At 47.3% G+C, this 21,374-nt stretch carries 22 protein-coding genes and 1 pseudogene; 17 read left to right on the top strand and 6 right to left on the bottom strand.

All coding sequences use genetic code 11. The features are described 5' to 3' along the window. Positions 1-46: 46 nt before the first annotated feature. Entirely contained in the window at positions 47-976 is a 930-nt protein-coding gene (locus V4U88_RS17805) for a GNAT family N-acetyltransferase (protein WP_334074586.1), read from the top strand. A 283-nt stretch (positions 977-1,259) separates the two neighbouring features. Continuing rightward, positions 1,260-2,015, top strand: a complete 756-nt coding sequence (locus tag V4U88_RS17800) for a hypothetical protein (RefSeq protein WP_334074585.1) — start codon at positions 1,260-1,262, stop codon at positions 2,013-2,015. Positions 2,016-2,102: 87 nt separating this feature from the next. Here the strand turns inward: V4U88_RS17800 and V4U88_RS17795 are convergent, their stop codons facing one another. Then, complete coding sequence (locus tag V4U88_RS17795; protein WP_334074584.1) at positions 2,103-3,026, bottom strand: AraC family transcriptional regulator; 924 nt, start codon at positions 3,024-3,026, stop codon at positions 2,103-2,105. 181 nt (positions 3,027-3,207) lie between these two features. Between V4U88_RS17795 and V4U88_RS17790 the strand changes: the two genes are divergently transcribed. After that, on the top strand, positions 3,208-3,945 hold the full coding sequence (locus tag V4U88_RS17790; RefSeq protein WP_334074583.1) for an SDR family oxidoreductase: 738 nt from the start codon (positions 3,208-3,210) through the stop codon (positions 3,943-3,945). A gap of 384 nt (positions 3,946-4,329) precedes the next feature. Continuing rightward, the gene (locus V4U88_RS17785; RefSeq protein WP_334074582.1) at positions 4,330-5,211 is read left to right on the top strand and encodes a choline/ethanolamine kinase family protein; all 882 of its coding nucleotides are present in this window, start codon (positions 4,330-4,332) and stop codon (positions 5,209-5,211) included. A 96-nt stretch (positions 5,212-5,307) separates the two neighbouring features. On the opposite strand, the pseudogene V4U88_RS17780 reads toward V4U88_RS17785, so the two are convergent. Beyond that, positions 5,308-5,559 (bottom strand): annotated as a pseudogene (locus V4U88_RS17780) (transcriptional regulator); the annotation flags it as partial. A gap of 182 nt (positions 5,560-5,741) precedes the next feature. On the opposite strand from V4U88_RS17780, the gene V4U88_RS17775 reads away from it, so the two are divergent. The 7 genes from V4U88_RS17775 (at position 5,742) to V4U88_RS17745 (ending at position 13,533) form a co-directional block, all read left to right on the top strand. Then, on the top strand, positions 5,742-6,653 hold the full coding sequence (locus tag V4U88_RS17775) for a tyrosine-type recombinase/integrase (RefSeq protein WP_334074581.1): 912 nt from the start codon (positions 5,742-5,744) through the stop codon (positions 6,651-6,653). 213 nt (positions 6,654-6,866) lie between these two features. Continuing rightward, on the top strand, positions 6,867-7,574 hold the full coding sequence (locus tag V4U88_RS17770; RefSeq protein WP_334074580.1) for a hypothetical protein: 708 nt from the start codon (positions 6,867-6,869) through the stop codon (positions 7,572-7,574). 148 nt (positions 7,575-7,722) lie between these two features. Continuing rightward, on the top strand, positions 7,723-9,417 hold the full coding sequence (locus tag V4U88_RS17765; RefSeq protein WP_334074579.1) for a M3 family oligoendopeptidase: 1,695 nt from the start codon (positions 7,723-7,725) through the stop codon (positions 9,415-9,417). A 135-nt stretch (positions 9,418-9,552) separates the two neighbouring features. Then, positions 9,553-10,056, top strand: a complete 504-nt coding sequence (locus tag V4U88_RS17760) for a cupin domain-containing protein (RefSeq protein ID WP_334074578.1) — start codon at positions 9,553-9,555, stop codon at positions 10,054-10,056. Between the two features lie 207 nt (positions 10,057-10,263). Further along, on the top strand, positions 10,264-11,025 hold the full coding sequence (locus V4U88_RS17755) for an SDR family oxidoreductase (protein WP_334074577.1): 762 nt from the start codon (positions 10,264-10,266) through the stop codon (positions 11,023-11,025). Positions 11,026-11,612: 587 nt separating this feature from the next. Next, positions 11,613-12,623 (top strand): helix-turn-helix domain-containing protein, encoded by a 1,011-nt coding sequence (locus V4U88_RS17750; RefSeq protein WP_334074576.1) that lies wholly within the window; start codon positions 11,613-11,615, stop codon positions 12,621-12,623. Between the two features lie 115 nt (positions 12,624-12,738). Next, positions 12,739-13,533 carry an SDR family NAD(P)-dependent oxidoreductase gene (locus V4U88_RS17745; protein WP_334074575.1) on the top strand — a complete coding sequence of 265 codons (795 nt, stop codon included), beginning with the start codon at positions 12,739-12,741 and terminating at the stop codon, positions 13,531-13,533. 180 nt (positions 13,534-13,713) lie between these two features. Here V4U88_RS17745 and V4U88_RS17740 read toward each other — a convergent pair whose 3' ends face one another. Continuing rightward, positions 13,714-14,958 (bottom strand): aminotransferase-like domain-containing protein, encoded by a 1,245-nt coding sequence (locus V4U88_RS17740; RefSeq protein ID WP_334074574.1) that lies wholly within the window; start codon positions 14,956-14,958, stop codon positions 13,714-13,716. A 112-nt stretch (positions 14,959-15,070) separates the two neighbouring features. Here V4U88_RS17740 and V4U88_RS17735 point away from each other — a divergent pair, with 112 nt between their 5' ends. From V4U88_RS17735 to V4U88_RS17725, 3 genes are read left to right on the top strand one after another with little or no spacing between them, the layout of a single operon-like run. Then, complete coding sequence (locus tag V4U88_RS17735; RefSeq protein WP_334074573.1) at positions 15,071-15,784, top strand: AzlC family ABC transporter permease; 714 nt, start codon at positions 15,071-15,073, stop codon at positions 15,782-15,784. After that, complete coding sequence (locus V4U88_RS17730; RefSeq protein WP_334074572.1) at positions 15,781-16,113, top strand: branched-chain amino acid transporter permease; 333 nt, start codon at positions 15,781-15,783, stop codon at positions 16,111-16,113. The genes V4U88_RS17735 and V4U88_RS17730 overlap by 4 nt, the downstream gene beginning before the upstream one ends. Positions 16,114-16,164: 51 nt before the next feature. Then, the gene (locus V4U88_RS17725; RefSeq protein WP_334074571.1) at positions 16,165-16,488 is read left to right on the top strand and encodes a hypothetical protein; all 324 of its coding nucleotides are present in this window, start codon (positions 16,165-16,167) and stop codon (positions 16,486-16,488) included. A gap of 228 nt (positions 16,489-16,716) precedes the next feature. On the opposite strand, the gene V4U88_RS17720 is transcribed toward V4U88_RS17725, so the two are convergent. Both V4U88_RS17720 and V4U88_RS17715 read right to left on the bottom strand, forming a co-directional pair. After that, complete coding sequence (locus V4U88_RS17720) at positions 16,717-17,277, bottom strand: DUF5823 family protein (RefSeq protein ID WP_334074570.1); 561 nt, start codon at positions 17,275-17,277, stop codon at positions 16,717-16,719. Between the two features lie 318 nt (positions 17,278-17,595). Continuing rightward, the gene (locus tag V4U88_RS17715; RefSeq protein ID WP_334074569.1) at positions 17,596-18,492 is read right to left on the bottom strand and encodes a helix-turn-helix domain-containing protein; all 897 of its coding nucleotides are present in this window, start codon (positions 18,490-18,492) and stop codon (positions 17,596-17,598) included. Between the two features lie 78 nt (positions 18,493-18,570). On the opposite strand from V4U88_RS17715, the gene V4U88_RS17710 reads away from it, so the two are divergent. Next, positions 18,571-18,723, top strand: a complete 153-nt coding sequence (locus V4U88_RS17710) for a hypothetical protein (protein WP_334074568.1) — start codon at positions 18,571-18,573, stop codon at positions 18,721-18,723. 121 nt (positions 18,724-18,844) lie between these two features. On the opposite strand, the gene V4U88_RS17705 is transcribed toward V4U88_RS17710, so the two are convergent. Beyond that, complete coding sequence (locus V4U88_RS17705) at positions 18,845-19,519, bottom strand: SOS response-associated peptidase (RefSeq protein ID WP_334074567.1); 675 nt, start codon at positions 19,517-19,519, stop codon at positions 18,845-18,847. Positions 19,520-19,750: 231 nt separating this feature from the next. Between V4U88_RS17705 and V4U88_RS17700 the strand changes: the two genes are divergently transcribed. Together V4U88_RS17700 and V4U88_RS17695 are read left to right on the top strand one after the other, a co-directional pair. Continuing rightward, the gene (locus tag V4U88_RS17700) at positions 19,751-20,392 is read left to right on the top strand and encodes a L,D-transpeptidase family protein (RefSeq protein WP_442951894.1); all 642 of its coding nucleotides are present in this window, start codon (positions 19,751-19,753) and stop codon (positions 20,390-20,392) included. Positions 20,393-20,525: 133 nt separating this feature from the next. Beyond that, positions 20,526-21,371, top strand: coding sequence for an SPL family radical SAM protein (locus V4U88_RS17695; protein WP_334074566.1), 846 nt, complete (start codon positions 20,526-20,528; stop codon positions 21,369-21,371). The last annotated feature ends 3 nt before the right edge of the window (positions 21,372-21,374 follow it).

The following is a 21,374-nucleotide window of genomic DNA, read 5'->3' as shown; positions in this document are numbered from 1 at the left end:
GTGGATTATATGCTACACTATCTAAAATGAATTCAAGGAGATTTCTATGATGTCAAAAACGACATACCGCCTGCGCCGTCCAACCCCGGAGGACGCCCAGGGTGTTTGCGACCTTGTGGCCGCCTGCGATACCGAAGACCTGGGCGCTCCCGACATCGTTCTTGACGATGTTCTGGATATGTGGTCGGGCTTCGATCTCGAGACCCAAGTTTGGGTCGTCGAAGATACGGACTCCGCCCTGATCGGGTATGCTTTTCTCGAGGAAGACAGCGAAGAAAAGCTGTTCAGCTATGGATGCGTGTTGCCCGCCGCGCGCGACCGGGGAGTCGGCTCGGCACTCGTGGCGGCCCTTGAAGCGCGCGCTGCCGAACTTCGGAACGAATCCGGCGTCGCCAAGCGACTGCAAAGCATGGTCCCTACGTTATGCGAAGATGCCGTCCGGCTGTTTGAAAATAGGGGCTTCGCCCCGGTCCGGTACTTCAAGCGCATGGGAATCCGCTTGGACGCCGAACCGGCACCGGCCTACCTGCCGGAAGGCTTCACCGTCATGCCTTACGTGAAGGGGGCCGACGAACGAGCTGTCTACGAAGCCTATATCGAATCTTTCGCCGATCATTGGGATTTTGCGGAGCCGTCTTTTGAGAAATGGGTTGAAAAAACACAACTGCCTACCTTCGAAGAACGGTGGTGGATGATCGCCCGGGACTCGGGTGGAAGTGTTGCGGGCTTTGCGCTCGCCCGTATGCGTGAAGATTTGTTATTCATCGAGAAGGTCGGCGTACGCCGGTCGTTCCGCGGACGCGGACTTGCGCTTGCACTGTTGCAAACCGTGTTCGAGGCATCCTATCGATCGGGGCAGCCGCTCGTTTCGCTTGGCGTGGATGCCGCCAACCCGTCGGGCGCCTATCGTCTTTATGAGAAGGCCGGCATGAAACCCGATTACGAAATCAGCATCTACGAAAAGACGCTGACCTAGACCAGCAGGTCTAAGTCTCTCAAAGGGTCCCTCCTGGTCCAACGAAACTTTTCATCAATACACTTCCTCCAATTACTGGTATTATTTCCTTGAGATGGGAGAGGATCGTTTGAAAAGGAGGAAGCGGATACAGGTGGGGGCACTGGCTGTCGCCATCACGGTAATTTTCACAATGGCTATGGCGGGGTGTAGCAAGGAGGAGGCTCCATCATCGCAACGCGTACTTGTTGCTTCCGATAGCGGAGAATCCAAGAACGGACCGTCAGAGTCTGAGATCTCCGTAATGCCGGAATCCCCAATAGAGGGGGCAGGAACCGTAACCAATCCGAATGCTCCCGAGCTCTCCGAGAATGAAAAGCAGTCATTAGAGCTAGTTTCCGAAAAAGACGGAGAGAAATTTCTGGCTGCACTGAAACAGAAGGACACGAAGGCATTGTCCTTGCTTATGATTTATGCCGAGAACGAGTATCCTGAATCTGATATGACAAAAGTCTTGGAAGGCTTTTTGTTGAGTTTTGACGACTTGAAAGAACTGCAGATGAAATTTAAGTCTAACGAGCAAAATGACGAGTATTATGTTGGACATTACACGATTATCGGCACGAAGGACGGAGAGACTCGCTCTATTCCATTCCAGGTAAAATACGACAAATCCCAGGGGATGGAACGGATTCGAGATGATAACAAGCGCGAGCCGTTGTACGATTCCCCTCTGATCGGACAATACCCCTTTGCCGGGCTGGCAGTTGAACGTTACATTCAAGCGTTGGAGCAAAAGGATGCGGCAAGCGTGGCGCTGCATTTGGGTATGTACGATGACAACGAGGAAACGAAATCGACAGCGGAGCGGGTGATTCAGAAGTATGAGGACTCGCTTGATTTAAGCTCGGTGGGGATCATATCCAAGGGTTACAATGAGCGTGATAATCAATTTAATTACGAGCTTCGTGATGAGAACCGGCAGACGCATGAGCTATATATTGTCGGAGAGGAGCTTAAGATTGTGGACGATTGGGCCACGAATAATATGGCAAAGTAATCCGTTCATTGATGAATCTATAAGCAGCAGGCTGCCGGGACAGATCGGCAGCCTTTTCTGCTTGAAGGGTTCCTCAAGAAATTTCCATCAGCGAAGAACGCGGGAAGTCGTGATCGTACCGCGAAGCTCTTGAATATCCAACATAGGCGGACGTCCATACATACGGGCGTATTCCCGGCTAAACTGGGATGGGCTCTCATAGCCTACGCGGAAGGCCGCATCGGAGGCTTGGATGCTCTCCGTCAGCATTAAGCGCCGGGCTTCTTGCAAACGCACCGTTTTCTGATATTGCAACGGGCTCATCGCCGTAACGCGTTTGAAATGTTTATGGAACGCCGAGGTGCTCATGTTTACGGACTTTGCCAGTTGTTCGACCATAAGTGGACGGTTGTATTGCCGATTAATCACTTGAATCGCTTGAGCGATGTTGTACGCGTGACTGCCGATGACGGCAAATTGCCGAATGATATCGCCTTGCTCGCTCTGCAGCACCCGATACAGAATTTCGCGGGTAATCAGCGGGGCGATAATCGCAATGTCCTTAGGCGTATCCAACAATTGCAAGAGCCGGACAAGAGCTTCCAGTAAGGCAGGAGAGGTTTGATTCACGGTGATGCCGCGGGCTTCGGGGGAACAGGTAAACGGTTCGTTCATTTCTTTCACAATGTCCCAAATAACGTCGGCGTCGAAGCCAAGCTTTAGGCTTAAATAGGGAATTTCCGGGGAGGCATCGACAATTCTGCCGACAATCGGCAATTCTACGGATGTAACGAGGTAAAAAGAAGGGTCATAACGGTAGATCTCATCGGCCAATGCGGCTGTTTTCGCTCCCTGCGCCACGACGCAAATGGACGGTTTATATACCGATTCGAGCGGCTCGGACGACTGTGTGGCCTGCATGAGCGTCAAGGAAGGGACGGCCGTCGGATGCGTGCCGGTTACCGATGCGTGCCGACGTATCAAGGACGCCATTTGTTGCAGCGCTCGCTCTTTGCGCATTAATTCATCCATGTTGCAGATTCCTTTCCGAAAGCATGTTTGTTTATTTTATATTAGCGTGGCGGAAGAGAATTAGGCAAGGATTGAACAGCAATGATCTAACGGGGCGAAGTGAAGGACCCTATAATGAATGTACGAGGTCGAAACAACTGGACAACGGATCGGCCAAATAAATATAAAGGAGAACGTGAACATGAGTTTAAATGAAAAAGTCGCTATCGTCACAGGAGCCTCCAGGGGGATCGGACGTCAGGTGGCCGTTCAATTGGTGCAAGCGGGCGCAAAAGTGGTTGTCAATTATTCCTCTAATCCTGAAAAGGCGGGCGAATTGGTAGATTCCATTGTACTAGCCGGAGGAGAAGCCGTGGCCATTCGCGCCGATGTGGGCGAGATAAGCGAAGTTGAGTCGTTGTTTACGGAAACAATCGAGCGTTTCGGGCATGTGGACATTCTGGTGAATAACGCCGGCATCATGGAATGCAGGTCTATCGAGGACGTGACAGAGGAGATGTTTGACCGGCACTTTGCGATTAATGTGAAAGGAACCTACTTCGCTTGCCAGCAAGCCATGAAACATATGGCTAAAGGCGGAACTATCATTAACTTCTCGACCTCCGTCTCGGGAGCGATGCTCCCGGCGTACAGCGTATACGCGGCAACGAAAGGGGCGGTTGAACAGCTGACCCGCCAATTGGCCAAAGAATTTGGTCCCAGGGACATCGTTATTAACTGCATAGCGCCTGGGCAAGTATCCACCGAGTTATTCTTGAACGGAAAATCGGAGGAACTGATCGAGTCGTACCGCCGAATGAATGGGTTCGGCCGGCTTGGGGAACCGGAGGATATTGCGAATGCGGTTGAACTGCTCGTCAGCGGCAAAGCCCGCTGGATCACCGGACAGACGATACGAGTCAACGGCGGGTTTAACTAAACTCCAAAAACGCGAATATTCAGGAAGAAAGGAGCTTAAGTTTTAAGCCCTTTCTTTTTTTGTTGTTGGATCAACTATTAATGAATTTCGTAAAAAGGAGATATTGCGATATTGCCAAGCAAATAAGCCATGACAGGAGTGTTCAAATGGTCGAATCATATCTTATTCGAGGAAAAAAACGGCAGTGGTGTCTAAGTCCCGTGATTTGTCCATATGTAATCAATGAAGTTTACAAATGAAAACAAAAAAAATAAACAAATGAATCAATTTGTTTTGACATATGTAAATCAAGGTGTTAATGTAGTTTTAGAATCAGGAATAATGTGGGAAATAGAGCAGGGGTTCTTAATATTATGATTGCTGGCTGAAGAGGGGGTTGTAGACATGAACATCGTCGATGATATTATTCATGCTGTTCCGGAATTGAACCGAAATTTTACTCATTATCAGGAGCTTAGCGGCGGGCTTTGCAACCAAACATTTAAGGTTAATACGAAACAACACACGTATGTGTTACGTTTGAACAGCCGGCAAAACGAATATTTGAATCTCACGCGTCATTCCGAAATCGAGGTCATGCGGAAGGCCAGCCAGAAGGGGATAGCCCCCGAAGTGATATTCGCTGATGACCCGCAGCGCTTTATAGTCACCAATTACATCGACGGCCGAATGCTCGAGAAGAGTGACCTTAATAACAACGCTATCAAGAACATGATTATGGATCGTCTAAAGATTATACATAGCATGGAAGGGTTGGATCGGACTTGTACGCCATACGACTTGATTTTTGGGTATCTGAAAGGTGCAGATCTGTTGGGGGTCAAATATCCGAGCGGACTGCTGCAAATTCTCAATCGCATTGAAAAGATAGCCCATATGCGCAGTAATGACAAAACTTACAATAACAAGTTCTGTCACAACGATTCTTTCTTGTGCAACATGATTTTTACAGGCGAGCAGTTACAAATCATTGATTGGGAATTGTCCGGTGTTGGCGATATATTTTTTGAATTGACCCTGATTCCGTTTTCGAATCAATTTAGCGAAGCGGAAGAGCGTGAGTGGCTTACCCTTTACTTCGGTTTATTTGAGGAAGATGCTTTTCGTATTTTTCTGGAAATGAAATTTGTGGCGATGGTCCGTGAGGTGGCTTGGGGCCTATTTTATAGCGGACTAACCAAAGATGATCCTAACCGTAATTTTGATTATTTCAAATTTGCCGAATCTTGCATTCAGCGAATTGAAGAGGGGATTTATCATATTTAATCGCATTTTACGTCGAATCATATCTTATTCGGGATATGACACTCATAGGAGTAAATCGGAGAGAAGAGCATCTCCCCAGAATAGCCGTGAAGTATGTTAAGAATAGTTCTCCATCATTTCATTTAAGTAATTTCGAAAGTCTTGCACATATGTTTTGGGCTCTACGATCACTAGATTTGTACCGAAACTCGCTAAAAATTGAAATCCAATACTGTTTTGAGGGATATGGATTGTCGCTTTTAAAAATTCAGAACTATAGTTTTCTATGCTCTTTCGACCGTACCTTTCAATGATTTGATCTTTAATGCTAGGCGATATCAACGCCTTTATAGCAACCAGTTGCGCTTGAAGACCATTTTTTTATATTATATCAGCGGTTGTGGATCTCATTCCCCTTAGAGAACATATGTGCTATAATAAGTACGCCAAACACGTATTTTGCGCACTTTTGATTTTAAGTGGTTTGTTTATGAGAAGATGGGAGTCAATTTTGTATAATAAACAAATGTTTTTTGCGAGGGAATGCATCGATGAATAAACATGACATAGAAGAAGTCTATTCGGGGCCGATCCAAGCATTTACGATTTGGATGAAGCAATCGGGCTATACCGAGACAACGAGAAAAGAATATTTGAGAGAAGTATACGATTATTTGTCCTCGCTGGATGAACTTCCTGTGCAGCAAGCAGGGAAATTGAATATCGTCAGCTTTCTCGTTTCCAAGCAAGAATCGGCTGGCGATAAGACGAGAAACCGGACTCTATCCGCGATCCGTTCGTTCTATACTTCATTGATCGATTTTGAGCTTGCCTCAAGAAACCCCGCATTAGAGGTCAAGAAATCGAAGACGGAAAAAAATAAAATTCCGGTTTATTTGGAAGAGCAGGATCTCAGGAAAGTACTTTCCTATGTGGATGGACGGTATCGAGATCGAAATTTAGCGATGTTCCTGCTCATGGGTTACTGCGGCTTACGGGTCGGCGAAGTTCACCGGATGAATTTGTCCCATTTTAAAAAAGAAAAGGGAACGCTCGAAGTGTTGGGCAAGGGTCGGAAATGGAATGAGATTCCGCTGCCTGATTTAGTTGTAGAATATCTTGTGAAAGTGGGGGAGGGGCGAATTCAACCTTATAATGCTAGGGAAGAAGCCTTCTTTGTATCCCAGAAAGGGAGAAGACTGTCGATCCGTCAGATTCAGAAGATCACTACGGCGGTTTTCGATGCTTTCAAACAGGATCATCCGCAGATGACCGATTTGAAATTATCCTGTCATAAGCTGCGGCACTCCTTTGCGACAATGCTGCTGAATCACAATGTTGATATCCGGGTCGTAAAAGAGCTGTTAGGCCATGCTTCAATTGAAACAACCATGATCTATACGCATATTAATGACGAACAGAAACGAAGCGCCATGACGACGATTGAGGTACCGACAGTCTGAACGGTTTAAATTTTTTGTCCAAGTTGGATTACCTGACCGCCTAAACTCAATCTGGTTAACATAATTAAATTTTTGTTAATAAGCCCTGCTCTTACATTCAAAACTTGATGCGAGAAACTCGTTCAACTTGTCCAAAGTAGGCTACTATAGGCACCATAGGCGAAAACCCACCATAATATATTGCTAAATAACTACAACAAAGGAGAAGAATGAATGATTCAATATAATGACGCTCCATCAAGTTACGCCCCGTATGGTTACGGTCCATTTGGGTACCCTCAAAACGGCTATCCTTTAGAAACATCCGGCGGCGGCTCAGCACGCCAGCAAGACTTGGGCGTTGAATGGCGTGAACAAGAAGGTGGATGGAGCGGGGTGTGGCGGCGCCGGGGAAGCAGCAACATTTTTGATGCCAGATGGACGATGCCTGGCGCACAACCCATAACGGCAGTTTTGACGATCTATATTTTCGGTAATTTTGTATTTGTCTTGCGGCAAAACAGCAGCGACGGCAATGATTGCGTTTACACCGGAACACTCTCGGGAGACGGGCGTACGGTTACCGGGACCTATCGATGCGATCAAGGGGGAGGGACATGGACCGCTATTATCATTCGGCGCGAAACTATAGGCTTAGGCAGAGTCTGGTATGAACAAGAAGGCGGATGGAGCGGCGTTTGGCGGCGCCGGGGGAACAGCAACATTTTCGATGCCAGATGGACGATGCCTGGCGCACAGGATGTCACGGCCGTTTTGACGATCAATATATACGGCAACAACGTTCAGGTTCTGCGGAGAAACAGCAGTGACGGAAATAATTGCGATTATACAGGTACCCTAGCGGCGGACCGACGAACTGTTACAGGCACCTACACTTGTACTCAAGGCGGAGGGTCCTGGAGAGCCACGATCACTTTTTAAGCCGATACGAAGGACTGCTCAATTAGGGGCGGTCCTTTATTATTTATTTCCGTGATCTGTCATCAAAAAAGGGAATTTAGTATAATGATCGGTAACAGCATACAAAGATTTCCTTTAAAAGATCATTTTGAAAGGTTTGGTGCATTCTATGAAATTTAGCGATTACCATTATGAGCGGCCTGATGTGCAGGTTTTCGAGCAAAAGTTCAGGGAACTCCTGAACGGCTTTACGTCTGCCGGTACTTATGAAGAGCAGGATCGGGCGATGACCGAAATCAACAAGCTTCGGAGCCAGTTCGATACGCTTCAGCAGCTCGCCAGCATTCGGCATTCGATCGATACCAACGATGAGTTCTATAAGGCGGAGCAGGACTTTTTCGACGAGAACGGTCCCGTCGTGCAGGAGTATATTACGGATTATTACCGGGCACTGGTCAATTCCAAATTCCGCGAGAACCTGGAGAAAAAATGGGGGCATCAGCTGTTTCGCCTTGCCGAGCTGTCGCTCAAAACATTCAGTCCTGAGGTTATCGAGGATCTACAGCAAGAGAACAAACTGACGACGGAATATGCTAAGCTGATCGCTTCGGCAAAAATTCCTTTCGAAGGTGAGGAACGTACGTTGCCTCAACTGATTCCTTTTCAACAGTCCACGGATCGGGAGATACGGAAACGCGCCATGGAAGCTTTCAGCGGTTTTATGGCCGAAAATGAGGAGACACTCGATCGCCTCTATGATGACCTGGTCAAAGTCAGAACGAAAATCGCCAAGAAGCTTGGATTCAACAATTTCGTGGAACTCGGTTATGCACGGATGGCCCGTACGGATTACAATGCCGAAATGGTGGCGAATTTCCGGAACCAGGTGCTTGAGCATATTGTTCCTGTCGCAACGAAGCTGAAGGCGCGTCAGAGGAACCGGATCGGCGTGGACCAACTGCTGTATTTTGATGAGAATTTTGCCTTCAAGTCAGGTAACGCAACGCCAAAGGGCGATCCCGAATGGATCGTAAGCAACGGGGCCAAGATGTATGCGGAATTGTCTCCGGAGACGAACGAGTTCTTCACGTTTATGCAAGAGAACGGATTGATGGACCTTGTCGCGAAAAAAGGCAAGCAGAGTGGAGGATACTGCACCTATCTCAGCGAGTACAAGGCCCCGTTTATTTTCTCAAACTTCAACGGCACGTCCGGAGACATCGATGTACTTACTCATGAAGCCGGACATGCTTTTCAAGTGTATGAAAGCCGGGGCTTTGAGGTGCCGGAGTACGGATTCCCGACTTATGAAGCTTGTGAAATCCATTCCATGAGTATGGAATTTTTCACGTGGCCATGGATGGATCTATTCTTCAAGGAGGAAGCCGATAAATACCGTTTCGATCATTTGGCCAGCGCGCTCCTATTTATTCCTTACGGGGTCACCGTCGATGAATTTCAGCATTTCGTCTACGAGAATCCGGAAGCGACGCCGGCGGAACGCAAGCAAGCTTGGCGGGAGATCGAGCGGAAATATTTGCCTCACCGCGATTACGCGGATAACGCCTATTTGGAGCGGGGCGGTTTCTGGCAGAAGCAGGGCCATATTTTCAATACCCCGTTCTATTATGTCGATTACACCTTGGCTCAAATCTGCGCATTCCAGTTCTGGAAGAAGATGCATGAGGATCGTCAGGCCGCTTGGGCGGATTATCTGAAGCTATGCCGTCAGGGGGGAAGTCAATCGTTCACGGAGTTGGTAAAGGTGGCGGGACTGATCTCTCCGTTTGAAGAGAGCTGTGTGACATCGGTCATCGGCAGCATTGAAGAGTGGCTTAATCGCGTGGACGACACGGCACTATAAAGGAAGCAGCAAACAAATTTCTAAAACCACTGATTAGCTGTATGAATCGGTGGTTTTTTTATATGCCGGACAGTCCGGATTATTAGGCAACTGCATAAGATGTAAATCATATATCTTGAAAAAGGAGAATGAAACATGTACCGTAAGGCATTTTGTCAATACCCGCTGGAAGATCCCGGGAATCCCCTGAATTCCCTGCGATATCCGTACCGAGATCAGTACATTAAAATCATGGATTATGGTTTAAGGCCTTTGGTGATAGATATAGAACAGGCTGCAGAGCAGAATCAAACTTTTCGAACCGCTTTATGGACGGGGAAACACTTTCAAGTGACCCTGATGAGCATTAACGTTGGGGAAGATATCGGCCTGGAAGCTCATCCCACAACGGATCAATTCATACGAATTGAAGAAGGACAGGGTCTTGTCCAAATGGGAGACAGCCGGGATCATTTAAGCTTTCAAGCAATGGCCCGTGAAGGTTATGCCGTTATCATCCCCGCCGGGAAATGGCATAACATAACCAACACGGGGAATAAACCGCTTAAAGTTTATGTCATTTATGCTCCTCCCGAGCATCCTTACGGTACGGTACATGAAACTAAAGCAGCTGCCCTGGCTGCCGAGGAACATAGTTGAACACACGAAAAGCAGCCGATCTTTGGGCTGCTTTTGTCATCGAACGAGGCAATACAGGGCAATGGGAACCCATTATGCAAAATTTGACATTCAATATACCGGGTGTATAAACTATAAATAGTTAAATTATTTAAATTTAGATTGTACAAAAAAGGGTAAAGGGCGCATTCCGAGTTTCAACAGACTAATATTTTTGGAGGGAATAACATGCGTTTGGAAGGTAAAGTGGCGGTCGTTACCGGATCTGCCTCCGGTATGGGAAAAGCTATCGCCGAATTATTTGCTAAGGAAGGGGCACGTGTTGTTGTATCCGACGTGAACTTGGAAGGCGCACAGGCGGTGGCCGAGGCCATAAATACAAGCGGTGGAACCGCCTTGGCTCTAAGAACCGACGTGTCCGATCTTAACGAGATCAACACGATGATCGATACGGCAGTCAACCAATTCGGTACGTTGGATATCCTGGTCAATAATGCGGGAATTATGGATAACATGGCCCCTGTAGGTGATGTGGATGACGAGAAATGGGATCGGATCTTCGATATCAATACAAAAGCCGTTATGCGTGCGACACGCAAAGCCATCCCGATTTTCTTGGAAAAAGGTAACGGAGTGATTATCAACACCGCATCGACGGGAGGGTTTAGCGGTGCGCATGCAGGCGCTGCTTATACCGCTTCCAAGCACGCCGTGATCGGCCTTACGAAAAACACGGGGTTCATGTACGCGCAAAAAGGCATTCGCTGCAATGCCATTGCACCCGGAGCAACGATGACCAACATAAGTTCCACCATGAAGAATGTGAATGAGTTTGGAGCTTCGCGAACCCAAGTGACACAAGGCCTCATACCACGAATTGGACAAGCGGAAGAAATCGCCAAAGTGGCTCTTTTCCTGGCTTCGGACGAATCGAGCTTTGTGAATGGCGCTGTAATCGCCGCTGATGGCGGATGGACGGCCGGTTTCTAACCGAGGTTTAACCTGTAAATGGAAGGTTTTCATGATTACCGCAAATCACGACATGCCGGAAAAAATAGGATTCCAATTATTCAGTGGGGAGGACGTGAAGCCTTCCTGTAGAAGACATTAGCTGGGAAGCGACTTTATCCTCGCAGAGTTTAAAATCTTTGCCGGTTTCCTTTTAACGGAAAAAAATGAGATTACATTGAGCAAACTGGCCACTATAATGAGAAGTATTAAAAGAGCTGAGCACCTATGGTGCCTAAAGCGATTGAAGGATGGTTTTTCCTTTAATCGCTTTTCTTGTGACCAATTGCTGGGGGAGCTTCAAAAAGCGCAGATAGACGTGGCTATCCAGTCCGCCTCCGGGCTTGATGTTTACCGGTCCAATCCGCAGCTCAGGGGTCCTTGTCGTCAACGGTTCGGTATTCTATTATTGAGGATGGCCGGTTGGTTGGGAGAGCGGTGATTTATCTGCCCAAATCATATACGGTCCCGTTGCGCATGATTTCAGGTGATTCCCACCTCTTGGTTCAAGTCCACCGTGGCTCATGATCAGGAGAATTACACATAAGCTGCTGGAGGAGAACTGTTATATGAAGTCACAGACCTTAGACCGCATTAAATTTCCGCCGGGATTTTGGGCCGGAATGCATAGGCTGGGGATTGCCGCCCAAGATGTAGCTCGAACAGCGGGATTGCCGGTTACTGTAATTACCGAGCCCGCCGTCACTACAGCTCAATATTTCGCGATATGGCAGGCCTATTCCGAGCTTAAGAATGGACCGGCGGAAGGGATCATCCAGTTGGCGACAGCCTTTGAAGCCGCAAAATACCCGCCAAGCGTTTTGGCGACATACCACGCCCGCGATTATCGTGACGCCCTGAACCGAATGACCCGGTACAAGCCGCTTTGTCCTCCCGAATGCTTGTATATTATCGAGGAGGGCGAGCGCTGTACGATCGAATTGGACTGGCTAGAGCCCGGGAAATCCGGTCCGCAGATCCTGATTGGTATTACGCTGGCCTTTCTTCTCGAGCTTGGACGCCGGGGTACAGGGCAACCTTTGACGGCGAAGCTCGTCGAATTTTCGGACGATATGGGCGATATCCGGGCTTTGGAAGCTTATTTTGGCTGCCCTATCCGGGTGGGCGCAGACGGCAATCGAATGACGCTGCAGCGCAAAGATCTGGACCTTCCCTTTGTCACATACAATGAAGAACTGCTGGAACTCCTCACCCCCGCCTTGGACCGCTCCCTGGCTGAACACCGGCGCAGCCGTTCCTTCACCGAAACGGTCATACGGATGATGAAACGTTCCCTTACAGGGGGACGCCCCGACATTCGTGTAATCGCGAAGGAACTGAACATGAGCGAACGTACGTTGCAGCGTCGGCTAGCGGAAGAGGATACAAATTTCAAGCAATTGCTCGTACAAGCCAGGCATGAGCAGGCGCGCGACTATTTGGCGGATCCGGAGCTCGAGATCAAAGAGGTGGCTCTTTTGGTAGGATATGAAGATCAGAACTCGTTCTATCGGGCCTTCCGCCTTTGGGAAGGGGATACGCCTTCGAACTGGCGCAACCGACAATTGGGGATGTATTGAATTTTCATTTGGCGCAGGATGCAAGTAGTTTGGCGTAACAGACTAGTTACCGACCCATCCCGACAAGGTATGATAATCACGTTCCGGACAAGTAAATGACAAGGAGAAGTTGAAGATGGACATGGGATTATACGGGAAAACAGCTTTGGTTACGGGATCAACAAAGGGGATTGGTAGAGCCATCGCCATTGAACTTGCCAAAGAAGGGGTTCATGTACTGATTAATGGACGAAATCATGAAGAGGTGGAGCGGACGGTCCATGAGATCAAGTTAGCTTACCCGACTACCTCGCCGCAAAATGCAGCAGCCGATTTAGTGGATAGGGGGCAAAGGGAAGCATTGTTTCAAAAATACCCCCACGTCGATATATTGGTTAACAATATAGGAATTTATGAGATTATGCAGTATGGGGATATCGACGAGGAGGTTTGGGACAATTATTTCCGTACCAATTTTTTAACTGCTAACGAATTATCCCGGTTTTATCTGCCCAATATGTTGAAGAAGAACGAGGGCCGTATTATCTTCATCGCCAGCGAAGAAGCCGTAATGCCTTCGGGGCTAATGCCGCAGTATGGGGTGACCAAATCGATGCTGCTGTCCTTAGCAAAAAGCTTATCGAAACTGACAAAAGGTACCGAAGTCACCGTCAATACGATCATGCCGGGACCCCCCCTCTCCGAGAAAGTGCTTCACATTATCGAGGGGGCGTATCCAGAGGAAGAGCTGTCTTTTTCCGAAAAAGAAAAACGTTTTTTGGCGGCCAACCTGCCTCAGTCCGAGCTTCAGCGATTTATCAAGCCGACGGAAATCGGGAGACTGGCTGCGTTTTTATGCAGTCCTTACGCCTCCGCGTTTAAAGGATCCCCCATCCGGATGGATGGGGGGATGGTCCCGACCATTTTCTAAATGCGTAAGGCAGGAAAAATGCCGCGCTCGGTTAGGTTTCGAGATGTTCCATTAAAATTTCCAAACCCTTCCGTAATTCATCCAGAGAAGTTGTGGAAGAAAGCGCGATTCTTAAGTAATTGCCCTGTGTTTTGCCTCCGGTCCAAAAACGGTCCGAATGATAAACACGAATCCCCTTACTCAAAAGAAACTCTCCAGGCGAGTTCCGGTGGCAGGGTCGGATATGGGCAGCCATCTATAATAACTTAGCGGGTGGCCCGTGCGCGGAGAGTGGGGGAACAGCTCGTCGAATAAACGGTTGGCGGATAGCGCCAACCGTTTTTTCTTCTCCGACATGGCGCTGGCCTTTCCGGATAAAATCAGCTCGGTCACGATCTCGGCATCCAAGGATGAAGTTTTGACATTCATATTAAAAATCGCCTCGTGTATCCTCTTTTGAAAAACATCGCCGAAAACAAGATAAGCCACCCTCAGCCCCGAACAAATGGATTTGGAGGTGCTGCAAATATAAATCGTTTGTTCCGGGACAAGCCGATAGATCGGCGGACTATAGAGATCAGGGGTATGGACCGACAAGAAGGCGTGGGGATCATCTTCGATAACGATCAAACGATGTTTCCGAATCAAAGCGGCCAATTCCTTCTTCCGGTATTCCGGCATCACAATGGCTGTCGGGTTGCTGCAGGAAGGCATGACAAACACGCCGTGTATATCCGATTGCTGACACTGATACTCCAGGGCGTGAGGGAGCATTCCATGCTCATCTCCGGGGATCGGAACCAGCTTGACTCGCAGCGATTTCGAAATTTCGATAAAATTCGCATAGGTGTACATGTCTACCGCAATTCTTTGTCCGGGTTCAAACAGACCCAACAACGTGATCGCCAGAGCATTCTGCGCTCCGGATACAATGCACACCTGTTCGATGTCCGCATCCATGCCGAAGCTCTTCATCCAATTCAGCGCGGCCGCTTTTTGGTGGGGCATTCCCGTAGGGTGATTATAATTAAAAAGCTGCTCCAAATAACCTTTCTCCATCACTTTTCTGGCGGCTTCGGCCACAAAGCTGTTGGTTCGTTCAAACGATTCGACAAAACCCAATTCGATGCACTCATGGGACATCTCTTTGGAAATGGTGATGGAGCAGCGTGCGGCATTGGGAGAGACAAACGTACCGCTTCCGGTAACCGCATAAATTAAACCTTTCAATTCGCATAGTTTGTACGCGCGCGTAATCGTCGTAAAGTTGACGTCCAAAAAATCTGCCAGTTCCCTCTGGGGCGGGAGTCTTGTGCCGGGGGCCAGCAAGCCGTTCGTAATATCGTGTTCCAGTAACGAGGCAAGCGACAGGTAAAGTGGGCGTGAAAGCGCCGTTCGCTCCGGTTTCCAAGACATAGGATAATCGGTAAAAGAATTGATGGGCATGGGATAGGGACACCTCTTAAAATTGTAATCCATACAATTATAACATTGATTGTATGGATTTTCGCTGTTAAAATGACTTGGATAAGTCATCTACCAAGGAGTTGCAAGCACCATGAACGACAGAAACGATGTTGCGACGGCGTTTCGCGCCGCCTTTCCCGTTACCCTTCCGATCCTTGCCGGTTTTTTATTTCTCGGGATCGCCTACGGGATTTTTATGAACGTTTCGGGCTTTGGTCCCGTATACGCCATTTTAATGAGCCTGCTTATTTTTGCCGGTTCGATGGAATTTGTGGCGGTCAATCTTTTACTCGGCGGGTTTAATCCGCTTGGCGCTTTATTCCTGACTTTGATGGTCAACGCGCGTCATCTTTTCTACGGGATCTCCATGCTTGAAAAATACAAGGGGACGGGACTTAAAAAGTTATATCTCATCTTCGGCTTGTGCGATGAATCCTTCACTATCAATTACACGGCTCATATCCCGCTGGGAGTGGACAAAGGGTGGTATATGTTCTTCGTAACCTTGCTGAATCATAGTTACTGGGTGATCGGAGCGACGATCGGGGGAGTGTTCGGATCGATCGTACAAATCAATATGGAGGGGCTTGAGTTTGTAATGACCGCACTTTTTATCGTCATCTTTTTGGAGCAGTGGAAGAACGAGTCGGTTCATTACAGCGCAATCATAGGCTTGGGAGCGTCGATCGTATGTCTATTCCTTTTTGGGAGCGGCAACTTTATCATTCCCGCCATGGCATTGATTCTCTTCGTACTCACTTTGACAAGAAAGCAACTGGAAAAGAAAACAGGTGAAACGGCATGACAATGAGTATTTTTGAACAAGTAATCACAATCGGCTTGATCGTAATCGGAACCATGATGACCCGTTTTATTCCGTTTATCGTTTTTCCTCCGGGCCGTCCCACTCCCCGTTACGTGCAGTACCTTGGTAAAGTGCTGCCCTCGGCGACCCTGGGGTTGCTGGTTATCTTTAGTGTTAAAGACGTGAATTTTACGGCAGGCAGCCATGGAGTTCCTGAACTTATGGCGATGGCTATCGTAACTTTCCTGCATTTATGGAGAAGGAATATGCTGTTGTCGATCGCTAGCGGGACCCTGGTGTATATGTTTTTGATTCAGTTTGTTTTTTGAGTTTTAGGGAAGGCGTCAAGGGGTCAACCGATTTTTAGGAGGGGAGTTAGGATGAACCATCGGGAACTTTTTCCCATCGTAGAGAAACTAGAGGAGCATCGGATCAAATACGCCCTGGGCGGCAGCGGATTAATGCATTTCCTCGGCTTGATTGATTCCGTGAATGACTGGGACATCACGGTCGAATGTCCAAAGGATACCTTGCTCAAGGCTATTTCGGGTTATGAATGGATAGAACAAACAAGCGGGGACGGCCTGCAACAGCAGGCGATCGGCATGTATACGAAGGCGGGGTTTGTCAAAGTGGCGGAGCATCCGAGCAACGACTGGGGCAAGCCTTTGCTTGAATTGACGTACGAGTTGAAGTTGGGTTGAGAAGAACGAAACGAAGTTTTCATCGGCAAGAAGAGGGGCAGAGTTTCCAAAAGGAGACTCTGTTTTTTGTCGAGCGTTCCCTTTTATGACATCGGTTTTGCCGTATAATGGCACAGACGAAATCGGGGCAGATTTTTCTTAATTTCTGTTCCCCGTTTTCGGCAAGGCCATGAAACGGCAAAAATCCAGCCAGTCAAGGGTTTAAGAGTGGAGATTTTGCGCCACTTCTCAGTCCTCAAAACTTATTTTATAAGCCAGTCTGAGCAGAAGGGCTGTTATACCCGCTAAGATAGAAAGTGTGATCAGATAACTAAGAGATAATTTTTCCGTATGCAAGATATACTTGTCGATGGCTTTAAACTGGATGAAAGCAGTTATAAAGCCGGTAAGAAAAGCGGTCAGTCGGATGGAGTCTTCTTTTAACCGGAAGTTTCTTAAAGACAGTACTAATATTGCTGATAGATATAGAGATGTAATCGGTATTAATCCAATATAGGTAAAGGTATATTTCTGCGGAGAGAGTACACCGTTTGGAATGATATCCGTAATAAATTCCGATAGTACAATACCGACTGTCCAAAGTAGAAAAAAGAGCAGAAATTCAAGGATAGCCCGATTAAGGTAACTGCTTTTTTCAATGCCGGCTTTTTTCTCTCTGATCACCTGAAAGATAACAAGGAGTAACAGTACCAAACACCAGTAATAGAAAATAATAGGTAAGCTGCCGGAGAAGAAACCGGACAGCAGTTCAATCCCTTGCTGCAATAAGGTTTTAAATAGTGAAAACATCCAATCCCCCCGTAACCTTATAGGTTGAACTATTGATTTGCATATTAGACAGCGGTGTAACTACAGCTGATTGTTTGGTTCGAATTAAAGGGAATTCTTCCCGTTAATTTAGTGCGTATGCGGCGGGAGAGGTGATTTAGCTGGATAACCTCCCGCTAATTCGCCTGAAATTCTGTATATCGGTCATTGGGCCGCGAAATAAATGGAGTTTTTCCAGCTAAATCCGATCTATGAGCCAAAAGAGGTACATTAACGGGAGGTTTTCCCGTTAGCGTATCCGAAACCCTATCACATCCTTGCCTAGCGCCAATTTTTAATTCAATCTATATAATCTGAAAAATTCAGATTTTGAGGTTGGCGGGGGTATTTATCTGCAGTACCCAGTGATTCGGTTACCGGTATATCTTTCCCCACCTCTTCAAAGCTACAAGAACTTAACCAGACCTGTCCATAACCGGATAGAAGAATTCCGATATTAATACGGTTGGCTTCCGGTGGGACATCCAGGACGCAGGCATAATGATTCCATTCCGTTGTACCTTTAATACATCGGGCCTCCATGTTGTCAAAGCCCAGAATATTCTCTGATATATCATCGATACGCATCCACAGACCACTCCAACCGGTGATGTTCTCTGACTTCACAAAACCTGAGAAGCGCATTCTTTTCCCAAGATAATCGGAAGCCTGGAATTGCTGCATGATTGTACTGAAATCATTGTCATGGAAGGTTTCACCTTCATTTGCGCGTATGGTAACGGAGCAGTTACTGTTTATAAAAACTTTCTTGTCCAGTTCGCAAACATATTTCTCTGGTGTGGTACCTGTAAATAACCATCCTTTTACTTTGTTCAATTTCTCATCTCCTTTTTGTTTAACAAATACCCTCATCTGCTCTCTGTATTTTGATGGGGTCAAGCCATATATTTTACTGAATGCTCTGGTAAAAGCTTCATGGCTTTCAAAACCTGTTAATAAAGCAATATCGAGAACTCTTTCGTCGGTGTATAGCAGCAGGTCTACCGCACGGGCCATCTTTCGATAACGGATGTATTCCGAGATATTCTTACCTACATACTTCTTAAATATCCTGTGAAAATGGTATTTGGAAAAACCCGTTTCGTTTGCCAAGTCATCAAGGCTAGGATTCTCATATAAATGCTGCTCAACATAGGAAAGACTACTGTGAATAATTTTCTCGTATATAGAAACCACCTCCTGACAACGATTATCTTACAACATCATAAAATATTCGGCTTGATATATTTTGCTCTGATTGGAAGCAAGGGAGGATTGATTGCAAGGGAAAAGGTGCTGCTCACCTGGGGAGAACCTGCGGGTAAAAGCACGACTGAAGCCAATGGCCAAACCGTAGAAACCTGGGTATACTCCAACTTCGATACCATCGCATTCGTGAACGGCAAAGTTAAGATCATTATTAACTGATAGTTGGAGCGTCTTCGTTATATATAAAAAAAGAAGCGCGGCAGCCAGTTCCCGGTGGCTGCGCTTCTTTGAAGATTATTATTCGCTGTTAGCCAAAGACAAGGGTGTCGGCTGTGGGGAATCAGCGCTTTACCCACGCATGTTTGAGATCCATTTCCTTTATGCATTCATCGGTGTCGTGTCCGTGAATGTCAATCAGTGGCGTCACCGCATACGCAACCATCTCTTCCGCCGAATGAGGGCGCAGAATCGGATCCAAGGCATCCGGATCGTTCGTCTCCTCGTCGAGCCAACGGCTTATGTTCTCCTTCGACAGAATCGCCGGCATCCGGCTCTCAAATTCCCCAATCAGCGGGTTGGCTTCCGTCATGACCAAGGTGCACGTACGTAAAGGCTCTCCGCGCGTATCCCGCCAAATTTCGTAAAGACCGGCCACCCCGAACATCCCGCGGTTTTTCATAACTACCCGAACCGGGTAGGACTTCTTGCCTTCCTGTTTCCAATAGTAAAATCCGTTGCAAGGGATGATGCACCGCTGCTTGTCCACCATTTTACGGTAGGTCGGGTTCTGGTGCACATTCCTGAGATCCGCGTTGATCGCGTCTTTTCCCCAGTAGGGAATGAATCCCCAGCGAAATTCATCCAAAATCCGCTCTCCGTTTTGCTGCAGCACGACCGGCATCGGCTGTGTTGGCCTAATGTTATAGCGATTTCTATAGTAATACATCACACGTTCGATCTGAAAATGCTCTTGAACCTCCGGCAGCTCGGCCGCCATGGAAAAACGTTGACACATGAAGCATCAGCCTCCTCTTGATGACTTATTGTTTGCCAAAGTAAGGAAATTTATCCGTGTTATATTCGTTATGGGTGATTTGGCTAATGAGTACGACACGACTGAACCAGCTACCGACTTCACAATTGAGCGGAATAAAAAAAGAACATTTATAAAAATATATAATTGTTTGAAAAAAAGAATTTTAACAGGGTGAACAGGATGCTCTTACTTAATCAGAAATTAATTTTAATGGTATGGGTCTTTTTAGGCGTGTTTGATTTAACAACTTCTGAACCACCAATTAAAAATGACAAGAGCACGCTTGAAATTGAAATATACCCCATGCGTCATGAGCTGCTTGTTCGAGATCATGGTCGGGTCATAAAGAGCTATTCAATAGCGGTAGGGAATCCAACCACCCCGACTCCTGTTGGAGATTTTAAAGTAGTGTATAAAGGTACGGATTGGGGCCCCTCCTTCGGCCCACGCTGGATAGGTCTAAATGTGCCATGGGGTCATTTTGGAATTCACGGTACGAATAAGCCGTATTCCATCGGACAACACCTGAGCCATGGTTGTATCCGGATGCACAATAAGGATGTAATTGAATTATTCGAATTGATTCCGGTTGGAACCAAAGTAAGAATTTACGGACATGTGCTGGGCGACTTGCACCGCAATCCGAGGGATTTGGCTGAAGGGGACGTTGGCGGAGATGTGCAGCTAATACAATCACGTTTAAAAAGTGCGGGGTATTACCACGGAAATTGTGACGGGAAGTTCAGAGCCAGTACTACCGAGGCGCTTAAGAAATATCAGCGGGACCATCGCCTTGCTCCAAATGGGGTTGTTTCGCGGAAAGTATATGAAGAGTTTGGCCTGTTTGAATGAACGAGAGGGAGCTGTTGCGTTTGCGGCCGCTCTTTTATTTTGATTGGAAACAGAACATATGTTTTGTATAATTATAAATTATAGTATAGATTACTGCACAGCCTGAAATCTAGGCGGGATGGGGGGCCACCAAATGCCTATTGAAATTAAAGAAATGTTATCGAAGAAAATACTGAACGAGGCGAAAGGGTACTTGAATATTGGATTCACTCATTCCTTGAATCCGTATAGCGGATGCGCCTTCTCCTGTAAATACTGTTACGTTCGAGAAATGCCGATTCAACAGTTTAAGGAAATTCCTTGGGGGGCATGGGTGGAAATCAAGACGAACGCGGCTGAAAATTACCGGCGCGAAGTCAGCGGACTTCGACGAAAAAATAAGCCGATCCATCTTTTCATGTCATCCGCAACGGACCCTTACCAACCGATTGAACGAACAGCGGAGATCACAAGGCAGGTCCTTCAGGAAATGATCGAGCATCCGCCCGATTTCCTGCAAATCCAGACAAGAAGCCCGCTCATTACCAGGGACCTTGATTTATTGGTCGCCCTGAAGGATCAATGCGAAATCCTCGTATCCATGACGATCGAAACAGACCGTGAGGATATGAAACGAATCTTTGCTCCAAATGCCCCCGGTATTCAACTACGGCTAAACGCCTTGAAAACAGTCCATGACGCGGGCGTGTCTACCCAAGCTTCCGTTTCTCCGGTACTGCCCTTTACTCCTGATTTTCCGAAATGTCTGGATGGTCTGGTGGACCGCATCTGGATCGACACCCTGAATATCGGCGACGGAATGAAAGGAAAGCGCTCCGAACGGCTGGGAATGCCCGGATTATTTGAAGCGCATGATCTATCGAAGTGGTACCAACAGGATATCCATGTCAACGTGGAAAAGTACTTCAGAAAATTTTACCCCGCTGAAATGATAAACGTATCAAAGAGTGGAGCATTTCCGGTAAGCACGAGGGAGTAAAAA

Source organism: Paenibacillus sp. A14 (genome assembly GCF_036864815.1).
GTDB lineage: Bacteria > Bacillota > Bacilli > Paenibacillales > Paenibacillaceae > Fontibacillus > Fontibacillus sanfengchensis.
The sequence above is the reverse complement of the archived record's forward strand: the minus strand, read 5'-3'. Positions and strand labels throughout refer to the sequence as shown.